This is a genomic window from Vibrio sp. 10N.222.52.B7, from assembly GCF_041474275.1.
In the GTDB taxonomy this organism is placed as follows: Bacteria; Pseudomonadota; Gammaproteobacteria; order Enterobacterales; family Vibrionaceae; genus Vibrio; species Vibrio crassostreae_C.
Genome location: NZ_JBFRTU010000002.1, coordinates 64,350 through 84,251, shown reverse-complemented (window position 1 = coordinate 84,251; position 19,902 = coordinate 64,350). Strand labels below are relative to the sequence as shown.

The 19,902-nt window shown below is 45.6% G+C and carries 22 protein-coding genes; 8 read left to right on the top strand and 14 right to left on the bottom strand.

Annotated features, from left to right (window positions below):
- Positions 1–19: 19 nt before the first annotated feature.
- Together cpxA and AB4512_RS01260 are read right to left on the bottom strand one after the other, a co-directional pair.
- Complete coding sequence (gene cpxA, locus AB4512_RS01265; protein ID WP_017068848.1) at positions 20–1,399, bottom strand: envelope stress sensor histidine kinase CpxA; 1,380 nt, start codon at positions 1,397–1,399, stop codon at positions 20–22.
- Positions 1,399–2,088: a response regulator gene (locus AB4512_RS01260; protein WP_017066566.1), complete on the bottom strand. Its 690-nt coding sequence runs from the start codon at positions 2,086–2,088 to the stop codon at positions 1,399–1,401. The genes cpxA and AB4512_RS01260 overlap by 1 nt, the downstream gene beginning before the upstream one ends.
- 178 nt (positions 2,089–2,266) lie before the next feature.
- Here AB4512_RS01260 and AB4512_RS01255 point away from each other — a divergent pair, with 178 nt between their 5' ends.
- The 3 genes from AB4512_RS01255 to pfkA all read left to right on the top strand — a co-directional run bounded on the left by AB4512_RS01255 (position 2,267) and on the right by pfkA (position 5,129).
- Positions 2,267–2,776 carry a CpxP family protein gene (locus AB4512_RS01255; protein WP_017071179.1) on the top strand — a complete coding sequence of 170 codons (510 nt, stop codon included), beginning with the start codon at positions 2,267–2,269 and terminating at the stop codon, positions 2,774–2,776.
- 164 nt (positions 2,777–2,940) lie between these two features.
- Positions 2,941–3,849: a CDF family cation-efflux transporter FieF gene (fieF, locus tag AB4512_RS01250; RefSeq protein WP_029235400.1), complete on the top strand. Its 909-nt coding sequence runs from the start codon at positions 2,941–2,943 to the stop codon at positions 3,847–3,849.
- Positions 3,850–4,166: 317 nt separating this feature from the next.
- Complete coding sequence (pfkA, locus tag AB4512_RS01245; protein ID WP_017061160.1) at positions 4,167–5,129, top strand: 6-phosphofructokinase; 963 nt, start codon at positions 4,167–4,169, stop codon at positions 5,127–5,129.
- 370 nt (positions 5,130–5,499) lie between these two features.
- Here pfkA and AB4512_RS01240 read toward each other — a convergent pair whose 3' ends face one another.
- Positions 5,500–5,853: an endonuclease domain-containing protein gene (locus tag AB4512_RS01240; RefSeq protein WP_372174185.1), complete on the bottom strand. Its 354-nt coding sequence runs from the start codon at positions 5,851–5,853 to the stop codon at positions 5,500–5,502.
- A gap of 142 nt (positions 5,854–5,995) precedes the next feature.
- Complete coding sequence (gene tpiA, locus AB4512_RS01235; RefSeq protein WP_017061158.1) at positions 5,996–6,766, bottom strand: triose-phosphate isomerase; 771 nt, start codon at positions 6,764–6,766, stop codon at positions 5,996–5,998.
- A gap of 249 nt (positions 6,767–7,015) precedes the next feature.
- Between tpiA and AB4512_RS01230 the strand changes: the two genes are divergently transcribed.
- On the top strand, positions 7,016–7,363 hold the full coding sequence (locus tag AB4512_RS01230; protein ID WP_017061157.1) for a 5-carboxymethyl-2-hydroxymuconate Delta-isomerase: 348 nt from the start codon (positions 7,016–7,018) through the stop codon (positions 7,361–7,363).
- A gap of 45 nt (positions 7,364–7,408) precedes the next feature.
- Positions 7,409–7,837, top strand: coding sequence for a DUF805 domain-containing protein (locus tag AB4512_RS01225; protein WP_017061156.1), 429 nt, complete (start codon positions 7,409–7,411; stop codon positions 7,835–7,837).
- A gap of 61 nt (positions 7,838–7,898) precedes the next feature.
- Here AB4512_RS01225 and AB4512_RS01220 read toward each other — a convergent pair whose 3' ends face one another.
- From AB4512_RS01220 to glpX, 3 genes are all read right to left on the bottom strand, one after another.
- The gene (locus tag AB4512_RS01220) at positions 7,899–8,246 is read right to left on the bottom strand and encodes a DUF3135 domain-containing protein (RefSeq protein WP_017061155.1); all 348 of its coding nucleotides are present in this window, start codon (positions 8,244–8,246) and stop codon (positions 7,899–7,901) included.
- 122 nt (positions 8,247–8,368) lie between these two features.
- Positions 8,369–8,989: a metalloregulator ArsR/SmtB family transcription factor gene (locus tag AB4512_RS01215; RefSeq protein WP_017063674.1), complete on the bottom strand. Its 621-nt coding sequence runs from the start codon at positions 8,987–8,989 to the stop codon at positions 8,369–8,371.
- Between the two features lie 198 nt (positions 8,990–9,187).
- Positions 9,188–10,195 carry a class II fructose-bisphosphatase gene (glpX, locus tag AB4512_RS01210; protein WP_017061153.1) on the bottom strand — a complete coding sequence of 336 codons (1,008 nt, stop codon included), beginning with the start codon at positions 10,193–10,195 and terminating at the stop codon, positions 9,188–9,190.
- Between the two features lie 324 nt (positions 10,196–10,519).
- Here glpX and zapB point away from each other — a divergent pair, with 324 nt between their 5' ends.
- The gene (gene zapB, locus AB4512_RS01205) at positions 10,520–10,762 is read left to right on the top strand and encodes a cell division protein ZapB (RefSeq protein ID WP_008219652.1); all 243 of its coding nucleotides are present in this window, start codon (positions 10,520–10,522) and stop codon (positions 10,760–10,762) included.
- 98 nt (positions 10,763–10,860) lie between these two features.
- On the opposite strand, the gene rraA is transcribed toward zapB, so the two are convergent.
- The 4 genes from rraA to hslV all read right to left on the bottom strand — a co-directional run bounded on the left by rraA (position 10,861) and on the right by hslV (position 14,473).
- Positions 10,861–11,379, bottom strand: a complete 519-nt coding sequence (gene rraA / locus AB4512_RS01200) for a ribonuclease E activity regulator RraA (protein WP_017061152.1) — start codon at positions 11,377–11,379, stop codon at positions 10,861–10,863.
- Between the two features lie 73 nt (positions 11,380–11,452).
- Positions 11,453–12,370, bottom strand: coding sequence for a 1,4-dihydroxy-2-naphthoate polyprenyltransferase (locus AB4512_RS01195; protein WP_017061151.1), 918 nt, complete (start codon positions 12,368–12,370; stop codon positions 11,453–11,455).
- A 155-nt stretch (positions 12,371–12,525) separates the two neighbouring features.
- On the bottom strand, positions 12,526–13,866 hold the full coding sequence (gene hslU, locus AB4512_RS01190; protein ID WP_017061150.1) for an HslU--HslV peptidase ATPase subunit: 1,341 nt from the start codon (positions 13,864–13,866) through the stop codon (positions 12,526–12,528).
- Positions 13,867–13,924: 58 nt separating this feature from the next.
- Positions 13,925–14,473: an ATP-dependent protease subunit HslV gene (gene hslV, locus AB4512_RS01185; protein ID WP_004729692.1), complete on the bottom strand. Its 549-nt coding sequence runs from the start codon at positions 14,471–14,473 to the stop codon at positions 13,925–13,927.
- A 298-nt stretch (positions 14,474–14,771) separates the two neighbouring features.
- Between hslV and AB4512_RS01180 the strand changes: the two genes are divergently transcribed.
- The gene (locus tag AB4512_RS01180; RefSeq protein ID WP_017061149.1) at positions 14,772–15,032 is read left to right on the top strand and encodes a hypothetical protein; all 261 of its coding nucleotides are present in this window, start codon (positions 14,772–14,774) and stop codon (positions 15,030–15,032) included.
- A 108-nt stretch (positions 15,033–15,140) separates the two neighbouring features.
- On the opposite strand, the gene AB4512_RS01175 is transcribed toward AB4512_RS01180, so the two are convergent.
- The 3 genes from AB4512_RS01175 to priA all read right to left on the bottom strand — a co-directional run bounded on the left by AB4512_RS01175 (position 15,141) and on the right by priA (position 19,249).
- Positions 15,141–15,680, bottom strand: coding sequence for an SPOR domain-containing protein (locus tag AB4512_RS01175; RefSeq protein WP_017065989.1), 540 nt, complete (start codon positions 15,678–15,680; stop codon positions 15,141–15,143).
- Positions 15,681–15,802: 122 nt separating this feature from the next.
- Positions 15,803–16,807 (bottom strand): DNA-binding transcriptional regulator CytR, encoded by a 1,005-nt coding sequence (gene cytR, locus AB4512_RS01170; protein WP_017061147.1) that lies wholly within the window; start codon positions 16,805–16,807, stop codon positions 15,803–15,805.
- A 240-nt stretch (positions 16,808–17,047) separates the two neighbouring features.
- Positions 17,048–19,249 (bottom strand): primosomal protein N', encoded by a 2,202-nt coding sequence (gene priA / locus AB4512_RS01165; RefSeq protein WP_372174184.1) that lies wholly within the window; start codon positions 19,247–19,249, stop codon positions 17,048–17,050.
- A 332-nt stretch (positions 19,250–19,581) separates the two neighbouring features.
- On the opposite strand from priA, the gene rpmE reads away from it, so the two are divergent.
- Positions 19,582–19,800 (top strand): 50S ribosomal protein L31, encoded by a 219-nt coding sequence (gene rpmE, locus AB4512_RS01160; RefSeq protein ID WP_004737142.1) that lies wholly within the window; start codon positions 19,582–19,584, stop codon positions 19,798–19,800.
- The last annotated feature ends 102 nt before the right edge of the window (positions 19,801–19,902 follow it).

Below are 19,902 nucleotides of genomic sequence, written 5' to 3'. Positions count from 1 at the left end.
TGCGATCTTTGTGGGGGTATTACACCGGTAAGATAGGCAGGGTGATTTCGAGTTGTAATCCACCGAGCTGGCTGCGGGTTGCGGTGATGGTTCCGCTGTGTTGGCGAATCGCACTTTCAGTAATGGTTAATCCAAGCCCTGTGCCGCCAGAGTTTCTGTCACGCGCTGTTGAGACACGGTAAAAAGGTCTGAAGATAGAATCGAGTTCATCCTCTGGAACACCATCACCATTATCATTGACGCAAATTGTTAGCTGATCTTGAACCACATGGAACTGTACATCCACTTGGTCTTTACCGTAGTAGATGGCATTGCGTGTAATGTTGTCTAGCGCACTCATCAGCAGTTTAGGGTTCCCCGAAATAGAGCGTTCTGGGATCTCCGAGAACGTCAGTTGTTTGCCCATCTGTTCGGCTTCAAACTCTGCGTCTTTTAAGATCTCTTCCCATAGGCTCGAGATAGGCTGAACCTCACGAGTAATATGGCTGTCGACCTGCATACGAGATAGCGTCAGCAGCTCACTGATCATCTGTTCCAAACGCTGTGCTTCGGTATCAATGCGTTCTAACTCTTGGCTCTCGCCTTGTTTACGAATCGCCAGTGCATTGGCCATGCGAAGACGTGTCAGTGGCGAGCGGAGCTCGTGTGAGATATCAGAGAGCAGGCGTTGTTGCCCCGAAATCATCTGGTTTACCGCTTCTACCATCTGGTTAAAGCTTTCACCAGCTTGTCTGAACTCTGAAGTACCTTTTTCGAGTGTTGGATCGACCTCGAATTGACCTTTCGCCACGCGTTGTGCCGCGCGTTCTAGCCTGCGAGCGGGTTGACTCAGTGCCCAAGCTAACCAAAGTAATAGCGGGGTACTCGCCAACATCACGGCAAGCAATAGCTGCAGAGGTCTATCAAACAGGCGCAGTAAGAATGGCGGTGGTTGGTTCCACTTCACTCCGGCATACATCAGCAACTCTTCACCAGCGAGAGTAATTGGCACTGGCCCTGCGACCATGTAGTGTCCGTAGAGTTTTTGCTTCGGTATCTCAGGGTTATCAATCGAGGTAACAAAGTTACGAATCGCCTTTAGCTTATAGTCTGAATGCCTTTTCGAGGTAAGGACTGCGCCCTCAAGATCGGTCAGGTAGATGCGAGCTCTAGAATCCTTGCGGCTGCGTGGCGCCTCCAGTTGGAAGACAATCTTGCCCAGATTAGGTTCTTTGGCGTAGCGTTTCTCTGTGATTTTAGCGATACGCTCGAGTTTATCGAGGTGATCTGCGGGCACATCTCGCGCGACTCGAGGGTCTAAATGGGGAAGTGACAGCACCGACAAAAGCACCAGTAACATGGTGAACCAAAAGATAGCAAAGATACGTCCATATAAGCTGGTGATTTTAGGTATACGCATTAATCTTCCTCTACCAATAAGTAGCCACGGCCTCGTAAGGTTTTGATACGTGATTTGCCGTCAGTGCGCTCAGGAATCTTCTTACGTAGATTAGAGATGTGCATGTCTATCGCGCGGTCAAACGCTGCGAGCCTTTTACCCAGCACATCCAAACTCAATGCTTCTTTGGTGATCACTTGCCCTGGGTTTTGGATAAGGTGACTCAGTAGGGCGAACTCGGTTGTGGTGAGGTCGATGAGCTCCCCATTGCAGTAGGCTTCTTGTTTGCCAGGGAAGACTTCGATGTCTTGATATTGAACTCTATCACTGGCCGCCTTAGGTGCGGTGTTGGTTTGAGTACGACGCAAGATAGCTCGAATACGCGCTAACAACTCTCGGTCACTGAAAGGTTTAGGCAGGTAATCATCCGCGCCAAGTTCAAGACCAATCACACGGTCGATCTCTTCGCCTTTTGCGGTCAGCATCAGCACTGGTGTTTCCCAATTTTCTCTCAGTTTCTTTAGTGTTTCCATGCCATTAAGACGCGGCATCATCACATCCAAAAGGACCAGATCAATCTCATCATTGATCGCTTCAAGCCCGGCATAGCCATCATTGGCTTCGGAGACAGTGAAGCCCTCAAAGCTCAAAATGTCTTTAAGTAAGCTGGTTAACTCTGTGTCGTCATCAATAAGAAGAATGTTCGCCATTGGGAAGCCTTAATCATTTAGTTAGGTTAATAATACTGCTAATTATTCGTCAACTTTCACTCTTTACGATTCTTTACGCTTTCTAAACGTCACTTTACGAGGGAAAGACTAATCTATATTCAAGCGCTGAGAAACAGACGCAACACATGACTTATTATACCGAATTGAGGCAACAATTATGAAAATGACTAAGAAACTTGTACTAGCAGCTGCGGCACTTCCACTTATTTTTGGTACAGCAAGCGCGTATGCTTACGGTGGTGGTGATAAAGGTGACCACAAAGGTATGCACGACAAGTGTGGCGGTTTCGATAAAAAAGTAATGCGCCAACTAGACCTAACCGACGCTCAAAAAGAACAGTTAAAAGAGATGCGTGAAGCAGACCGTGCTGAGATGAAAGCAAAGCGCGGTGCAAACAAAACGGCAAAAATGGCGCAAATGAAAGCGCATCACGAAAAGGTTCAAGCATTGGTACTTGCTGACAACTTTGACGAAGCAGCAGCAAACGACCTAGCAAGCCAAATGGTTGAGAAGCAAACTGAGCGTCGCGTAGCAATGCTTAAGAAGCAACACCAAATGATGAGCGTACTAACGGCTGAGCAAAAGACTCAACTGAAAGAAATCCAACAAGAGCGCATGACTAAGTGTGCTGACAAAATGGAAAAACGCATGAACAAAGACAAGTAATTCATTGCTTGAGAAATCAGCGTTGAATGAAAGTGTTTAGAAAGAAGCGGCCGAGTGTCGCTTTTTTTGATCCTTAAAAATGAATGTTTTACATCATGGCTGTCATATTCAATTGGTGGTTTGCAGGTTATACTTTGTGCTATCAGTCACTTTATAGCCAAGTTATGAAACAAGAATACGCACGTTTAGTTACGCTCGCCGCTTGGGCAGCCACCACCATCGCCACTATTTTATTGATAGTGAAAGTCGCAGCGTGGTGGGTAACAGGTTCTGTGAGTCTGCTGGCTTCCGTCGTGGATTCAATGCTGGATATCGCGGCCTCTGTCGTTAACCTTATCGTGGTTCGTTACTCTCTGCAGCCTGCCGACAAAGAGCACACCTTTGGTCATGGTAAGGCTGAATCTCTCGCTGCATTAGCGCAGGCAATGTTTATTTCAGGCTCTGCATGTTTCCTTATTCTCAATGGTATTGAGCGCTTCTTCCGACCTCATGAACTGAATTCTCCAGAGATTGGTATCTATGTCAGCTTATTTGCGATGGTGATGACCTTCGGTTTGGTTCGATTCCAAAAGCATGTGGTCAACAAAACAGGCAGCCAAGCTATTGCGGCCGACTCTCTGCACTATCAATCAGACCTTTATATGAACGCTGCGATCATGCTGGCACTGGCATTGAGCTGGTTTGGGATTGGTCAGGCGGACTCAGTATTCGCGGTCGGTATCGGTATCTACATTCTGTACAGCGCTTATCAAATGGCGATGGAAGCGGTTCAGTCTCTGCTTGATCATAAGCTGCCAGATGATGAGCTGAAACAGATTAAAGAGACATCATTGAGCGTGGAAGGCGTGTTGGGTGTGCATCAATTACGAACGCGTCGCTCGGGGCCAATACGCTTCATCCAACTGCATCTAGAATTGGAAGATAATATCCCACTTATTGAAGCGCATCGCATTTCTGACGAAGTAGAGGCTAAGCTTATCTCCGTGTTCCCTGATGCTGATGTATTAATTCACCAAGACCCGTATTCGGTCGTATTTGGACCAGAGAAGCAGCAGAAATTCCACTCGTGGTAATGCGTGCTAAAAATCAGCGGGCAAATGGTAAGTGAGTGGCTTTTGAACTAAAGTGAGTAAAAATTATTAACTGTTAGGTGATTCAAAAACCACCTTAGTAACAATTAATGTTGATTCTGATGTGAATCAACAAAGTTATTGAGTAAAACTGTAATACTCTTACAGAAGTAGAAATGTTACATAATTTTACGCGATTTGAGTGCTATTCCTGTTGAGGAAATGTAACATAACGCACAAATATAGATTTAAAATCTTGTTGATATACAATCAGCAAGAACAAGAATTGAATAATAGATTCCCAAAAATCGAGGGTGAGCATGATTAAGAAGATCGGTGTTTTGACCAGTGGTGGTGACGCTCCAGGTATGAACGCAGCAGTTCGCGGCGTTGTTCGTACTGCGTTATCAGTTGGCATTGAAGTTTACGGTATTTACGATGGCTACCAAGGCCTTGTTGAAGACCGTATCGAAAAGCTTGACCGTTCAAGCGTATCTGACGTGATCAACCGTGGTGGTACTTTCTTAGGTTCTGCACGTTTCCCTGAATTTAAAGACGTTGCTGTTCGTGAGAAAGGCATTGAGAACCTTAAGAAGCACGGTATCGAAGCACTTGTTGTTATCGGTGGTGACGGTTCTTACATGGGTGCTAAGAAGCTGACTGAAATGGGTTACCCATGTATCGGTCTTCCAGGCACAATCGATAACGATATCGCGGGTACTGACTACACAATCGGTTACCTAACAGCGCTTAACACTGTTATTGATTCAATTGACCGTCTACGTGACACGTCTTCTTCTCACCAACGTATTTCTATTGTTGAAATCATGGGCCGTCACTGTGGTGACCTTACGCTTATGTCAGCAATCGCGGGTGGTTGTGAGTACATCATTACTCCAGAGACTGGCCTAGATAAAGAACAGCTTATCAGCAACATCCAAGATGGTATTGCGAAAGGTAAGAAGCACGCAATCATCGCTCTAACTGAGCTAATGATGGATGCTAACGAACTGGCTAAAGAGATTGAATCTTCAACAGGTCGTGAAACTCGTGCAACGGTTCTTGGTCACATCCAACGTGGTGGTCGTCCTACTGCATTTGACCGTGTATTGGCTTCTCGTATGGGTAACTACGCTGTTCACCTTCTTCAAGAAGGTCACGGTGGTCGTTGTGTGGGTATCGAGAAAGAAGAACTTGTTCACCACGACATCATCGATTGTATCGAGAACATGCAGAACCCAGACCGTTCTGAGCTGTTCCGCGTTGCAGAAGAGTTGTTCTAAGCCACGCTTAGCGTTCGCTTAAAGAATTTAAAAACCGCTGATTATTCAGCGGTTTTTTTGTGCCCGCCGTTCTTTAGATTCATTGTAAAATCCCCTCCTAGCCTCCCCTTATGTCAGGTTTCTAGATCCCTTTAGCTTTCATTGGAAAGGGGAGGAACCGTTCCGTAGTTGTTGGAGCATATACCGACTACAACAAATTTTAGCGATTAACGTAAGCTTTCCTATTAGCGATTTATTGAACATTTTATGGTTTCAGTAAGCCTAGGAACCTAAGTGAACAAAGAAAATTCTCCCCCTTTACCTTAGATCGGCAGGGTAATCGAAAATGTTGAAATAAGGGGGAGTTAGAGGGGGATGCGTACACAGAAGTTTATTTGGGGGTTGAATTCATGATTTTCACCAAAACTTCTTCAAGATTCTGATTAACTTCATTATTGGTAAAGCGAAGCACCTTGATTCCAATCTTGTTTAAGTCTCGTGTACGCTGATGATCGTAAGCCTGTGCTTGTTCTGAAAAGTGGCTATTACCATCTATCTCAATGGCCAGTTTTAGTTCACAGCTGAAGAAATCCACGACGTACTTTCCGATGCTATGTTGTCTGCGAAACTTAATACCAAGCTGCTTGTTCCGTATATAAAACCATAGCTTGCGTTCTGGTTGAGGCATGTTGTTTCGGAGCTGTTTTCGAAATGTGTTTAGATGAGCTTGTGTATAAATCTTCATAACGCAGTCTAATAAACCGGAATGTTATTAAGTTACAAAGAGCTCAGTGCAAAAAAGAGGTTGGGAGTGGCGGTTTTCGAGCGAGATCAAAAAAGGCCAACCTAAGTTGACCTTTCATTTAATCTAAACGGTGAGGTTTACATTAAGCTTTTGCTTCAGCTGCTGCTTTAGCGATAGCTGCGAAGCTTTTCGCGTCTAGAGCTGCGCCGCCAACTAGAGCACCGTCGATGTCTGGTTGTGCGAAGTAAGCTGCTGCGTTTTCTGGCTTAACAGAACCGCCGTATTGGATAACAACTTTCTTAGCAACTTCTTCAGATTTCTCTGCGATGTGTGCACGGATTTGAGCGTGGATGCGTTGTGCATCTTCAGCTGTAGCTGCTTTACCAGTACCGATAGCCCAGATTGGTTCGTAAGCGATGATAGCGCCTTCAAGAGCTTCAACACCTTGAGTGTTGATAACAGCGTCAAGTTGACGAGCACATACTGCAACAGTTTCGCCTGCTTCGTTTTGTGCTTCAGATTCACCGATACAAAGAACTGGAGTTAGGCCGTTCTCTTTTAGGAATGCGAATTTCTTAGCTACGAACTCATCTGATTCGTTGTGGTATTCACGACGCTCAGAGTGACCGATGATGATGTGAGATGCGCCGAACTCTTTAAGCATTGCTGGAGACATGTCGCCAGTGAATGCACCGCTGTTGTTTAGGTCAGAGTTTTGAGCACCTAGGATGATCGCGCTGCCCGCTTCAGTAAGCGTACGCTCTGCTAGATCAACGAAAAGTGCTGGTGGAGCAACTGCTACGTCTACGCCTGTTACGCCTTCAAGTTCAGCGTTAAGACCGTTTAGTAGATCAACAACCATTTCTTTGCTGCCGTTTAGTTTCCAGTTACCCATAACTACAGGATGACGCATAGGAATATCTCCAAAGTATTTAAATAAATCGAATGTAAAAAAGTAAACTTTATTACGAAATAATATAACAGATTAATATCAACAGATCATGACTGTGGTCATGACTTTCTTGGATCTTACTCAATGGTCAGAGTAGATTTTGAGCATATATCAGTGATCCGGCAGACAGAATAATAGCTAACTTCTCGGATTTTTCATCGTTAGTTGTTATTAAGGGACAAACGATTGCGTTAACAACAGGAAGTAACAATGCCGAATCTAGTTCTAGAGTACTCCAATTCAGTGGATGAGCGAGTAAATATCCAAGGCTTACTGGAAGATCTCCACCAAGTCGCTCTCACATGTGGCTTGTTTGATGTGCCATCAGTGAAATCTCGTTCACTGCGTTGCCATAATTGGTTGGTCGGTGATGAGGAAGATAGTGTAGACTTTATTCATATCAGCTTTGAGTTACTTTCGGGACGAACGGAAGAGCAAAAGCGAGAATTGTCACGATCGTTAATGCAGATCCTGCAAGAACAAGCGAGTCATGTAAGAAGCTTAACGGTGAATATTCGTGATATGGATAAAAGTTGCTTTCAAAAAGTAATAAACTAACCATTGCTGCTGACTTTTAGCGGCGTATAAATTTGAGTATTTAAGATGTCGATGAAAGAATTACTGCTCTCTTTCAAGGGGAGAATTGGTCGTAAGACTTACTGGATTTGGAATGTTTTCTACTACATAGCGATTACCGGTTTTGCTTCAGGTATCTCTGTGTTGTTCCCTGCTTACTCTTATATCCTGCTACCAATCATCCTATTGATGCTTGTGATCCCAGACCTTGCGGTAACCGCTAAGCGCTGGCACGACCGCAATAAGTCTAATTACTGGCTACTATTGAATGTGCCATTAGTATTGGGTCGTTTAGCTTCGCCAATGGTTGCAACGACGACAGAGCCGGTATCGCCAATTCATATGGCGGCAACCGTCGCGGCATTAGTGTGTGGTTTCTGGATTCTGATTGAGTGTGGTTTGTTGAAAGGTACAGAAGGCCGTAATGACTACGGCGAAGACCCATGTGAATATTGAACAGCGAACCAATAAGAAGGGGGCATTACGCTCCCTTTTTCTTTTTAGTGCTTTGCTAATTTCAGTACATTTTAGGTTCGGTATTCGGCTTAAAAGGCACGACATTTTCAGGCAAAGATTCTTCAAAGCCGCAGCGCCCTTCGAGTGCATCTTGGAACTTACAGACCTGACAGCGCAGCTCTTGCATGAGTACGACATTGGCGTGGTGTGGGTTTTTACAACGGCTAACCACTAAGTCGATGTGACTTTGCTGCGCACGAAGTCGGTCTTGCATCACGTCTGAAGCCGAACAAATCATCTGTTCGCACATCTCGTGTTTGAATTGATTGAATGCTTTCGGGTCGCTTTTCGCGAGTTGGACAAGTTCATCAAAGGGTGGCAGTTTTTGAGCGGGTTGTGGATGCGCCATCATTCCTTCCTTAGCATTAAGCGTGTTTCATATGCTCTAAGCTTAAGAAAGAAATCTGTACAAATTTTAATCTATTTGTATTTTCTCAATATTGAGACGGTATTAGCCGATTACCTTTGCAATCAAAGGGCGGGTGTTAAGGTGTAAGTGCAGCGTCGTTCGCCAGCAATGATGTGCTCTGTACGGCTCACGTGACACTCATCTTTTAGTAACTCAGTAAACACGTTGAGCTCAGATTGGCACAGGCTAGGGCAGCGAGTTGCAGCCTTACAGATAGGGCAGTGGTTCTCAATCAAGATGTAGTGATCATCATGCTCTTGAAGCTCAGCCATGTAGCCTTCGTCTTCACGAAGCTGGGTGAGTTTTTTAAGCTTGCTGATGAGTGAATCACAGCCAGACAGCGCAGTTTGATACTGCTTAAGAGTGTGTTGTTCACGCTCGGCAGCAACCTTAGCCAGCCCTTCTTTACCAAATAGATTCTCGACAGCATCAATCACTTGAATGGTGAGTTCACCATGTCGGTCTGAAAATTGGTTATGACCTTGTTGAGTCAGGGACCAGTGGCGAGTCGGGCGACCCACTTTCACTTTCACATCATGAAACGCAAGAATACCGTCATCTTCCAGGCTTTGCAGATGTTGCCTTGCCCCCATTGTCGTCATGCCAAATTCTTCTGACAGTTGTTTCGCGGTTACCGCGCCTTGACGCTTAATGGTCTGTAAGATTCTGTCGCTTGTTTTCATACTATCCCTACCTAATGAACCTTACTATTATGAGGCAAGGTGTTTATAAAGCAAACCATTTACTATATTGATGATAATTTACTCTATAGATAGCGTTTTACTCTATTGGCTGCCATGGTCAGATTCTGGTGCGCTAATAAAACAAAAGGCTGATACTAGGTATCAGCCTTGGAATATTCTGTTTCACCGAATTTAGGCTTACAGGATATGACCTACTACTTCTGGATCTTTACGCTCTAGGTAGTGGATAGATTTGATGCGGCGAATTGTACGGCAGCGGCCACGGATAAGCAGGGTTTCTGTGGTTGCGATATTACCTTGACGAGAAATACCTTCTAGCAAGTCACCCTTAGTGATGCCTGTTGCTGAGAATACAACGTTGTCGCTGCGTGCCATGTCTTCCATCTTCAATACGATACCCGCCGTTACGCCCATTTCTGCGCAGCGCTCAAGTTCAAGTTCACCGTGCTTGCGGTTCTCTTCTGTGTCGCCTTTCACTTCGTGGCGAGGTAGAAGACGACCGTGCATGTCGCCGTCGAGTGCGCGAATTACCGCCGCCGAGACCACACCTTCAGGTGCGCCGCCGATGCAGTACATGACGTCTACTTCACTGTCTGGCATACAGGTTAAGATAGAAGCCGCAACATCACCGTCTGGCACAGCAAATACACGAACGCCCATTGCTTGCATGTCGGCGATGACTTGATCATGACGAGGCTTAGCAAGCGTGGTTACGACTAGAGTATCAAGTGTTTTACCTAGTGCTTTAGCGATGTTTTCTAGGTTTTCTGTTAGTGGCAGTTCTAGGTCAATCACGCCTTTAGCGCCAGGGCCAACAACCAACTTTTCCATGTACATATCAGGCGCTTTAAGGAAGCTGCCTTTTTCGCCCGCAGCCAATACAGCCAATGCATTTGATTGGCCCATTGCTGTCATGCGTGTCCCTTCAATTGGGTCAACTGCGATGTCGACAGCGTCGCCGCCCACACCTACGTTTTCGCCGATGTATAGCATAGGTGCATCATCGATTTCACCTTCGCCGATAACAATCTCACCGCTAATTTCGGTTTTGTTTAATAGGCTACGCATTACTTCTACAGCAGCGCCATCTGCAGCGTTTTTATCGCCACGGCCAAGCCACTTGTAACCAGCTAGTGCTGCACCTTCTGTGACACGAGAGAATGACATTGCTAAATCGCGTTTCATGCGGACTCCAAAATTTTCAAAGGGGGAATAGAAATTTCGCGGCGAATTTTACCATATCCAAAAGGAAACGTTTGCCTTTTTGTTTTTTGGAGATTGCTCTCGATCAATTCGCAGTGGAAAACAGTTATTATTCATCAAAATAATCGGTTTGCCGTTGTGGCGGTAATCGTTCACGTCAATATTCGGTAAAAAGCGCTGTTTTTTTCATCGAATGGCGCAAAATATCGAATATATTGAGTGTTTATCCTTGCTCTGCTGAGTAGAATGGGGAAATAAGTGGAGTGAACCTTCACCATCAAACGGATAACTTAAAGGTAGGCCAGAATGTCTTTTGAAGTACTAGAGCAGCTAGAAGCAAAAATTCAAACAGCAGTAGATACAATTGCACTTCTTCAAATGGAAGTGGAAGAGCTTAAAGAAGAGAAACAAGCACTAGCAACAGAAGCTGGTGAGCTTAAAGCAAGCCGTCACGAGCTAGAGCAAAAAACTCAGCAAATGCAGGAAGAGCATTCAGCATGGCAAGATCGCATCCGTAACCTTCTTGGTAAAATGGATGAAGTAGAGTAATCGACTCTTCAGATTTAAAAAAAACGCCCGCTACTCAGTAGCGGGCGTTTTTGTTTGTGTTCTTATGATTTGTTTTATTATTTGAAGCTGAGTGAGAGTTACTCGACGTCTTCTTCCTCGACATCCAAATCGAGTTCTACATCTAGAGGTTCGGCAGAAAGAATGATGCCAGTGTTGTCTGCGTAGAGGTAATCTTCAGGTAAGAAGGTCACGCTGCCAAAGTTCACTGGAACGTCTAATTCACCGACACCTTCTTGGCTCGCACCAACAGGGATAGAAGCCAAGGCTTGGATACCTAGGTTCATGTCTTCAAGCTCATCGACTTCACGAACGCACCCGTAAACCACAATCCCTTCCCACTCATTGTCTTCGGCAAGTAGGGCTATCTCAGCATCGATCAGCGCTTTACGCAGTGAGCCGCCCCCATCGATTAACAACACACGCCCCAGACCGTCTTGCTCTAGTACAGAGCGAATCAAAGCGTTGTCTTCAAAACACTTTAATGTCGTGATCTGTCCTGCGAAGGATGCACGTCCACCGAAGTTGCTGAACATTGGCTCCACGACATCAACTTGATCCAAATATATGTCGCACAGTGCTGAAGTGTTGTATTCCATTAGTATACCTTTTGAACAATGAGCTTACTTTGAGTATATCGGCGCTTGATCCCTTTGCAATGATTAGTCTCATTTAACTCAATAGAGTTTGAGCTACGACAACCCCTGCAAACAATAGGTTAGTGACCAGTGAGCATTTCACAATCACGGGCATCATTGGTGCAATTTGCGCTGGCTTTTCGGTTTCCCAAACGGCTTTGCCATGCTTGTAAACAATAATAATGCTCAGCAAAAACGGCAGGCTGATCCAGACCGGTTTTTCTTGAATAAGCAGGTAGATAGCGAAAGACGCAAGGGCGAGGCCAAGCAGAGCAAAATGATAGTGTTTGGCTTTGCGTTGTCCTAGGCGAACCGCCATGGTGCGCTTACCACATTCGCTGTCGTTTTCGATATCACGCATGTTGTTGATATTGAGTACCGCAACCGCCATCAAGCCACAGCCCAATGCCGGAAGGAATAGGCTTGGTTCAACATGGCCAGTGTGCAAGAAGTAAGTCCCTGAAACACCTAATAAACCGAAGAAGATAAATACCGATAAGTCGCCAAGGCCAATATAGCCATAAGGCTTATTACCGACGGTATAAGCGATGGCAGCAACAATGGCTAATATGCCTAACGCAATGAAAGATAAGATACTTTCAATCGAGGTTAAGGCATGAAAAATAAGAATCAGCCCAGCGACCATAGTAAACACGATGTTGAGGATGATCGCTTGCTTCATGGTTTTCGCTGTTACCGCGCCAGATTGCATGGCACGTGTTGGCCCCAGACGATTTTCGTTGTCTGTGCCTTTTACGGCGTCGCCATAGTCATTGGCTAGGTTCGATAAAATCTGTAATAGGGTGGCGGTTAAAAATGCCAGTAGGGCTATCGATAAAGAAAACTGACCACCGGCGAACGCTAAACTACTTCCTGTAAGAATAGAGACAAGTGCGAGAGGCAGAGTTTTTGGTCGTGCGGCATCAAGCCAGATCAGTAGAGATTGTTTCATCGTAGGTCTAATTCTTTGTAAGTCTTCGTTTCATACTGTGATTTGAGTATACGCCCATTTTTCGGGTAATAAAAAGCCCACTCGAAAGTGGGCCTTGAATTCGCTTATTAGCTGCTATTTCTTTGAGATAGAGCAATAAGTTAGAGTTTGGTGTGCTACAGGATGAAGCGGCTTAGGTCTTCGTCTTCAACGAATTCGCCAAGTTTCGATGTTACGTAAGCTTCATCAATCACTAGCTTGCTGCCAGCTTTGTCTGTTGCTTCGAATGAAATCTCATCCATTAGACGCTCCATCACTGTGTGTAGACGACGCGCACCGATGTTCTCAGTGGTTTCGTTTACGCGCCATGCTGCGTCCGCAATCTGGTTGATGCCATCTTCAGTGAACTCAATGTTGACATCTTCTGTTTTCATTAGGGCAATATATTGCTCTGTTAGAGATGCTTTTGGCTCAGTTAGGATGCGTTTGAAGTCATGTGCTGATAGTGCTTCAAGTTCTACGCGGATTGGTAGACGACCTTGTAGCTCAGGGATCAGGTCAGATGGCTTAGCCACTTGGAATGCGCCTGATGTGATAAACAAGATGTGGTCAGTTTTAACCATACCGTGCTTGGTTGATACTGTGCTGCCTTCGATAAGAGGCAGTAGGTCACGCTGAACACCTTCGCGAGATACATCTGGGCCTGAACTGTCGCCACGCTTACAGATTTTGTCGATCTCATCGATGAATACGATGCCGTTGTTTTCAGCGTTGAAGATCGCGTTCTCTTTCAGCTCTTCTTGGTTCACAAGCTTCGCAGCTTCTTCTTCCGTCAGTGCTTTGAATGCGTCTTTGATTTTCATCTTACGCTTTTTCTTGGTGTCGCCCGCTAGGTTTTGGAACATGCCTTGCAGCTGGTTTGTCATCTCTTCCATGCCTGGAGGTGACATGATTTCAACGCCCATTTGCGGTGCGGCTACATCAACTTCAATCTCTTTGTCATCTAGCTTACCTTCACGCAGTTTCTTGCGGAAAATCTGACGAGTGTTTGAAGAGGTTGTGTCTTCAGTTGATTGCTCGTTCTGACCCCAAGCATCACGCGCTGGTGGTAGAAGGGCATCAAGAATGCGTTCTTCAGCTTGTTCTTCAGCGCGGTATTGTACTTTTTCCATCGCTTGTTGGTGCGTCATCTTGATCGCAACGTCCGTTAGATCACGGATGATGGTTTCAACTTCTTTACCAACGTAACCCACTTCGGTGAACTTAGTCGCTTCTACCTTGATGAAAGGCGCGTTTGCTAATTTCGCTAGGCGGCGAGCGATTTCAGTTTTACCTACACCCGTTGGGCCAATCATCAGGATGTTTTTTGGCGATACTTCAACACGTAGGCTTTCTTCAAGCTGCATACGGCGCCAGCGGTTACGAAGAGCGATAGCCACTGAGCGCTTAGCGTTGTCTTGGCCGATAATGTGGCGATTGAGTTCGTGAACAATTTCGCGAGGAGTCATCTCAGACATGGTTTTTCCTTAATTCTTTAATCACTGTTGAATACAACGTTATTGATGGAAGCGGTCGTTACTCTGGCTTTGGCAGCTCAACGGTGCTTTCTAGTTCTTCAATAGTGTGGTGATGGTTGGTGAAGACACAGATGTCGCCTGCAATGTTCAGCGACTTTTCTGCGATTTCACGCGCATCTAAATCAGTATTTTCTAATAGTGCAGTAGCGGCTGCTTGAGCGAAGTTTCCGCCCGAACCGATCGCAATCAGGTCGTTCTCAGGTTGAACTACGTCACCGTTACCTGTGATGATCAGTGAAGCGGTCTCATCCGCTACTGCTAACAGTGCTTCTAACTTACGTAGAGCACGGTCGCTACGCCAATCCTTCGCTAGCTCAACTGCCGCTTTGGTGAGATGGCCTTGGTGCATTTGCAGCTTGCTTTCAAATTTTTCGAATAGCGTGAAAGCATCAGCCGTACCGCCAGCAAAACCGGCCAGTACTTTGTTGTTGTATAGGCGACGTACTTTACGGGCGTTGCCCTTCATTACTGTATTGCCCAGAGATACTTGTCCATCACCCGCGATGACGACTTTATTATTACGACGTACAGATACAATGGTAGTCACGAGTCGACCTCTTTTGATTATTATTTATGGTTACTACTTATATGTGGCTCCACTATCATGAATTCAAGTGCCACTTTTAATGGTATGTCATATCAAAAAAACTAAATGTTACCAGTTGTTTCAAACATCCATTACCTGTTGAGCCTATGTGTGGCAAGGGTTGGTGGGTTAATAGTTTGTGATAAATATAAAAAAAGATAAAACAAATTTCTAACGTGAAATGGTTAACACTTTTTGTTTGATTTATAAGGAATGATGTTCACTAATCAGTGGTATTCACTGCATAAGGAGTAGTGTGATGAATAGTGACAATATCAGTTTTTTTAATAGAGATATGGATCTGGATGAGCTGTCTATACTGCATCATCTGATGTATCAGGAGGCGGGCGAGTGTTCAACAGAACATCTAAAAAACTCGGTTAACGTTTTTCTTAAACGTCCATTTCCTAACGTTTTAGCGCACTTGGATTTTTTTGGTTACATCGAGATAAATAAGGAGCAGGTCTACCTGACTGACTTTGGGCTTGAGTACTACGAACAAGTACCTCAGTTTCGTTAAAACGCACTCTTTTGATTAACATACTGGTATTGCTTGTGCGATGAACTATTGAACGCTTTCAAACAGCAATAGGGGGAATCCTCTTCCCCCTATTATATATTGAGTTGATTAAGACCCGTCTTTCCAAATAGCGCAAGGTTCAATTTTCGCTCGTTGCAGCTTATGGCGATCGCGTTCTGCGTCACGCTTCAACTTGTATGGCCCTAAAACCACACGGTACCAGCTACTGCCATCTTTCTTGCGGATCTCACTTGAGATACCTTGGAAGGCAATATCCAACTTACGTGCTTCTGCCTGCGACGAGGTTTTGTAAGCGCCACACTGCATGATGTAAGGGATCTTAGAGATCTGTTGCTCTTTGGCTTTTACTTCAATCTCGCGGCTTGGCAGCGTTTCAACGTAGTCCCACTTCTCTTCAGGAGGCGGCGGAATCACTTTCGCTGGTTTTGGCTTAGGTTTTGGTTTGGTTGCCACAGGCGTTGGTGTAGGCGGCTCAGGATCATTACTCAATAGGTAAAGTCCGTAACCAAAACCACCGGCAAGGAGGATCGCCAAAAGACCACTGCGCCAAGGTTTACGGCGAGGGGCTTGTTTTTTGGTCGGTTTTTTCGTGCCACGACCGCGCTTTACATAATCTCTATTAGCCACAAGACAATTCAATAGTTGCTGATTCTGCCCTCATGGTAATCCAGATTGCGCGAGGATAATAGTGCAGAAATGGAAGCGGCACATCAAAATGTGCCGCAGATTTATAAGGATATTTCTAAGGGTTATATTCGAGGTGGCGCTGTACTGCCTCGAACCACTAATTTAGCTTCAAGCAGACGCGAACCTGCTTGCACATCGTTGCCTTTTAATAGATCAAGCATCATCAACATCGCTTGGCGTCCAATCTCATAACGAGGCTGAGAAATGGTGGTTAGCGGTGGATCGCAGTATTGAGCGAATTGGATGTCATCGAAGCCGACAATCGATAGGTCTTGAGGAACGCGCAAGCCCAGCTTCTTCGTTTCTTGAATCGCACCAATCGCCATCGCATCGTTGTGACAGAAGATAGCTGTAGGTTGTTCAGGAAGTGCCAGTAATTGACGAACCGCTTGAGCGCCCGCTTCAAAGGTGAAGTCACCGACCGTGCTATAGGCTGGATTCATTGAGACTCCGGCGCGACGCAGCGCTTGCTGGTAGCCTTGTTGGCGGAACTTACACAGTGTTGCCGATACTGGTCCTGAAATTTGAGCAATACGCTTATGACCTAACTGAGCTAGGTAGTTCACCGCTTCAAAGGCAGAGGTCAGGTTATCGATGTGTACCGTAGGCAGTTCAAGCTCTGGTGCGAACTCACATGCCATTACCATCGGCGGTAAGTTCTTTTGTTCAGGTTTGCTGACATCAAACGGATGGTCAGTGCCAAGCAGCAACATGCCGTCGGCTTGCTTGGTGAAAACTAAGTTAACAAACGAAGACTCGCGCTTCTTTTGCTGGCCGCTATCACCCAGTAGAACAAGGTAATCATTTTCTACTGCGGCATCTTCGATACCACGAATGATCTCAGCGAAATAAGGGTCACAGATATCAGGAACAATAGTGATGATGGTTTTTGATTCGTTGCGACGTAAGTTTCTAGCTAATGTATTGGGTGAGTATCCAGCTTCAAGTACTGCTGTTTCTACTCGTTTGCGAGTCGAAACTGAGACTTTCTCAGGGTTCATCAATGCACGTGATACCGTGGCTGTTGAGACGCCTGCTAGCTGGGCAACATCCTTCATTGTCGCCATAAATTAAACCCTCTTTTAAGTTCCTTTGTCGCCTAAGCATCTAAGGCGTGAATAATAAATGTAATCGAATAGATATTATGAAAGTGTTGCTAACACTTTTTTTATTGCAATATTTTATTCGTTTAATCCGTGTAAAGTTACGGCTAGATTAACAAAAATCACATGACTAGTGTGAAGTTGCTCACGAGAAATATGAAATATTTGTGAACAAACTTATCATTAGTTTTAACCCAAGTGGGTTTAACTCAAATCTTGCGGCTCAATATCGAGTGACCAGCGAACTTTTTTCGCAGCAGGTAACATATTGATGGCCGGCTTGGCACTCATCAATAGCTTCTGCATTAACGAGCGCGTCTGAGTTTGTAAGATTAACTGCCAGCGCGATTTGCCCGCTCGTTTTGCTAACGGAGCCGGGGTTGGCCCTAACACCATGCAATATTGGTCAAACAAAGGGTGCGATTCCAATGTGTGACGAACCTGACGCAAGAACTCTTCCACCAAGCGAGTGTCATTGGCTTCTGCTCTAAACAGCGTCATAAAGGTATAGGGCGGTAACATTGCTTGCTTACGCTCTGCCAGTGCCGTCTGAGCAAAGTGGTTATAGTCTTTGTGTAGCAAGGCTTGCAACAACCCATGTTCTGGGTGGTGAGTCTGTAAGATCACTTCACCGGGTTTGCTTGCTCGTCCTGCGCGTCCCGCTACTTGGATGAATAGCTGGGCAAGACGTTCAGACGCTCGGAAGTCACTGCTATATAAAGAGCCATCCACATCTAATAACGCCACAAGTGTCACGTCAGGGAAATGGTGACCCTTAGCGAGCATCTGCGTGCCGATAAGAATTTGGAATTCACCCTTACGAATCGACTCGAGTGCGCTTTCTAAGCTGCCTTTACGGCGGGTGCTGTCGCGGTCAATACGAATGGTTTTGTATTCAGGGAATAGTTGACCAAGTTGAGCTTCTAACTGCTCGGTCCCTACACCCACTGTCACTAAGTTTGCAGATCCACAGCCTTGGCAATTGTGCACGATATGCTGCTGAGAACCACAGTGGTGGCAGCGCATCTCATTGCTGTATTGGTGATAGGTGTAGTAAGCATCGCAACGTTTACACTCGGCTGTCCAACCACAATCGTGACACATCAATGCGGGAGAAAAACCTCGGCGATTGAGGAATAGCATCACTTGGTTGCCAGCTTTGAGGTGTCTTTGCATCTCTGCAATTAACGACGCAGACAAACCACTTTCTAGATATTCACCTTTAACGTCCAACACCTTATTGGTGGTCGGCAGTGCGACACCCGCACGTGAAGTCAGGGTGAGATAACTGTATTTGCCGATCTGAGCGTTGTGCAGCGTCTCAAAGGCCGGAGTCGCCGAGCCTAACACAACTGGAATCTGCGCTTTGTGCGCACGCATGATCGCCACATCACGAGCGTGGTAGCGCAGGCTATCTTGCTGTTTATAAGACGCGTCGTGTTCTTCATCGACAATGATAATACCTAGGTCAGCAAACGGCGTGAACAGAGCCGAACGGGTACCAATCACGATGCCCGCTATTTTATCGCGCGCCGATAACCAAGCATTCAGTCGCTCAGAATCGTTTAAACCTGAGTGGATAACCTCAACAGGCACATTAAAGCGTCGTTTAAAGCGGTTAATTGTTTGAGGGGTGAGGCCAATCTCAGGCACGAGTACTAACGCTTGTTTACCTTGATCGAGAATCGGCTTAATCATATTCAGGTAAACCTCGGTCTTACCTGAGCCAGTGACGCCTTCTAACAGGAAACAACCAAAGTCGGTTTGGCTATTTACGGTCGCAATCGCGATGGCTTGTTCAGCATTGAGCTTAGGTTTGTCTTGGTCGTTTTCAAGATCAACTGGCCACGCCTGACGCTTCGGCTTTTTCTCTACCGATTCAATCCAGCCTTTCTCTTCTAGTGTCTTGAGTACGGCGCTGCCAACTTCTTCATCAATGAACTCTTGATGGGGAACGGGGCCGTGCTCAAGCATGTGCATCACTTTGGCTTGTTTGACTGCGCGACCAAAACCTTGCATCAGTTGGTCTTTGCCTGATGGAGTTAACTGCCACTCAACCAGCGTTGCGAAGTCGGCGGCTTTGCCTTTTCTTAGAGCGCTCGGAAGGGCGTTAGCAAAGGTCTCGCCAAGAGGGTACTGATAAAATTGACTGCACCACATTAACAGTGAATAGACAGATTCCGGCCAAACGGGTTGGTTGTCTAATAAGGCTTTAATCGGTTTGAGCTTGTCTAGCTCGAATTCAGATTCGTTAACCAGAGCCGTTACAATACCGGTTAAGGTTTGTCGTCCAAAAGGCACAGAGACTCGTCCACCAATAATCGGAAATAGATGGCTAGGAATCTTGTAATCGAACTGCTTGTCGAGTGGAACAGGCAGTGCCACGCGGGCAATCATTGGACGCATAAAGGGACGGCTTTATCTGAGTTGACGAGAGCGAACAGTCTAAAGGATAAGGCGGTTAAATTCGAGAAGCAGTTTGGATGAAGGCGGCGAGTTAACGTATACAGACAACGACAGCTCGAAATCTCAGGGCGATAAAGGAAATAAAGAGAGAATTGGTGAAAAATGTATCAAATCAGTTGATCCTGCTTTATAGATTCATTACTATACTGCGCCTTAAAGGTATGGCTTCATCACTCTTTTGTGTCGATGCGGTGTCTTTATTTCTTTTTTTAAACTACGTGTGGTGTGCGGCTTAGAATCGTATAGCGACACGGCCTACTTGAGGTTATCCCATGAAAGCTGGAATCCACCCAGAATACAAAGCAGTTACTGCAACTTGTTCTTGCGGCAACACATTTGAGTTCAACTCAACGCTAGCAAAAGAATCAATCCACCTAGACGTATGTGACAAATGTCACCCGTTCTACACTGGTAAGCAACGTATCGTAGATACTGGCGGCCGTGTTGATCGCTTCAACAAGCGTTTCGGTGCTCTTTCTAGCAAGAAGTAATTCTCGCTATTTAGACATGAAAAAGGACACTTCGGTGTCCTTTTTTGTTGCCTGTAATTTGAGAAAGCACTGACTTCTATTCAAGCATCACTCTCACCCAAC

What these genes read in the sequence shown, in the direction of transcription:
- AB4512_RS01215 (WP_017063674.1), bottom strand. Translation starts at nt 8,989, where the DNA reads ATGAAAACAAGCGACAGAATCTTACAGACCATTAAGCGTCAAGGCGCG.
- tpiA (WP_017061158.1), bottom strand. Translation starts at nt 6,766, where the DNA reads ATGCGTCATCCTGTAGTTATGGGTAACTGGAAACTAAACGGCAGCAAA.
- priA (WP_372174184.1), bottom strand. Translation starts at nt 19,249, where the DNA reads ATGCGTCCAATGATTGCCCGCGTGGCACTGCCTGTTCCACTCGACAAG.
- pfkA (WP_017061160.1), top strand. Translation starts at nt 4,167, where the DNA reads ATGATTAAGAAGATCGGTGTTTTGACCAGTGGTGGTGACGCTCCAGGT.
- cytR (WP_017061147.1), bottom strand. Translation starts at nt 16,807, where the DNA reads ATGGCGACAATGAAGGATGTTGCCCAGCTAGCAGGCGTCTCAACAGCC.
- rraA (WP_017061152.1), bottom strand. Translation starts at nt 11,379, where the DNA reads ATGGAATACAACACTTCAGCACTGTGCGACATATATTTGGATCAAGTT.
- cpxA (WP_017068848.1), bottom strand. Translation starts at nt 1,399, where the DNA reads ATGCGTATACCTAAAATCACCAGCTTATATGGACGTATCTTTGCTATC.
- fieF (WP_029235400.1), top strand. Translation starts at nt 2,941, where the DNA reads ATGAAACAAGAATACGCACGTTTAGTTACGCTCGCCGCTTGGGCAGCC.
- hslU (WP_017061150.1), bottom strand. Translation starts at nt 13,866, where the DNA reads ATGTCTGAGATGACTCCTCGCGAAATTGTTCACGAACTCAATCGCCAC.
- AB4512_RS01255 (WP_017071179.1), top strand. Translation starts at nt 2,267, where the DNA reads ATGAAAATGACTAAGAAACTTGTACTAGCAGCTGCGGCACTTCCACTT.
- glpX (WP_017061153.1), bottom strand. Translation starts at nt 10,195, where the DNA reads ATGAAACGCGATTTAGCAATGTCATTCTCTCGTGTCACAGAAGGTGCA.
- AB4512_RS01220 (WP_017061155.1), bottom strand. Translation starts at nt 8,246, where the DNA reads ATGGCGCATCCACAACCCGCTCAAAAACTGCCACCCTTTGATGAACTT.
- zapB (WP_008219652.1), top strand. Translation starts at nt 10,520, where the DNA reads ATGTCTTTTGAAGTACTAGAGCAGCTAGAAGCAAAAATTCAAACAGCA.
- AB4512_RS01260 (WP_017066566.1), bottom strand. Translation starts at nt 2,088, where the DNA reads ATGGCGAACATTCTTCTTATTGATGACGACACAGAGTTAACCAGCTTA.
- AB4512_RS01180 (WP_017061149.1), top strand. Translation starts at nt 14,772, where the DNA reads ATGAATAGTGACAATATCAGTTTTTTTAATAGAGATATGGATCTGGAT.
- AB4512_RS01195 (WP_017061151.1), bottom strand. Translation starts at nt 12,370, where the DNA reads ATGAAACAATCTCTACTGATCTGGCTTGATGCCGCACGACCAAAAACT.
- AB4512_RS01240 (WP_372174185.1), bottom strand. Translation starts at nt 5,853, where the DNA reads ATGAAGATTTATACACAAGCTCATCTAAACACATTTCGAAAACAGCTC.
- rpmE (WP_004737142.1), top strand. Translation starts at nt 19,582, where the DNA reads ATGAAAGCTGGAATCCACCCAGAATACAAAGCAGTTACTGCAACTTGT.
- AB4512_RS01230 (WP_017061157.1), top strand. Translation starts at nt 7,016, where the DNA reads ATGCCGAATCTAGTTCTAGAGTACTCCAATTCAGTGGATGAGCGAGTA.
- AB4512_RS01225 (WP_017061156.1), top strand. Translation starts at nt 7,409, where the DNA reads ATGTCGATGAAAGAATTACTGCTCTCTTTCAAGGGGAGAATTGGTCGT.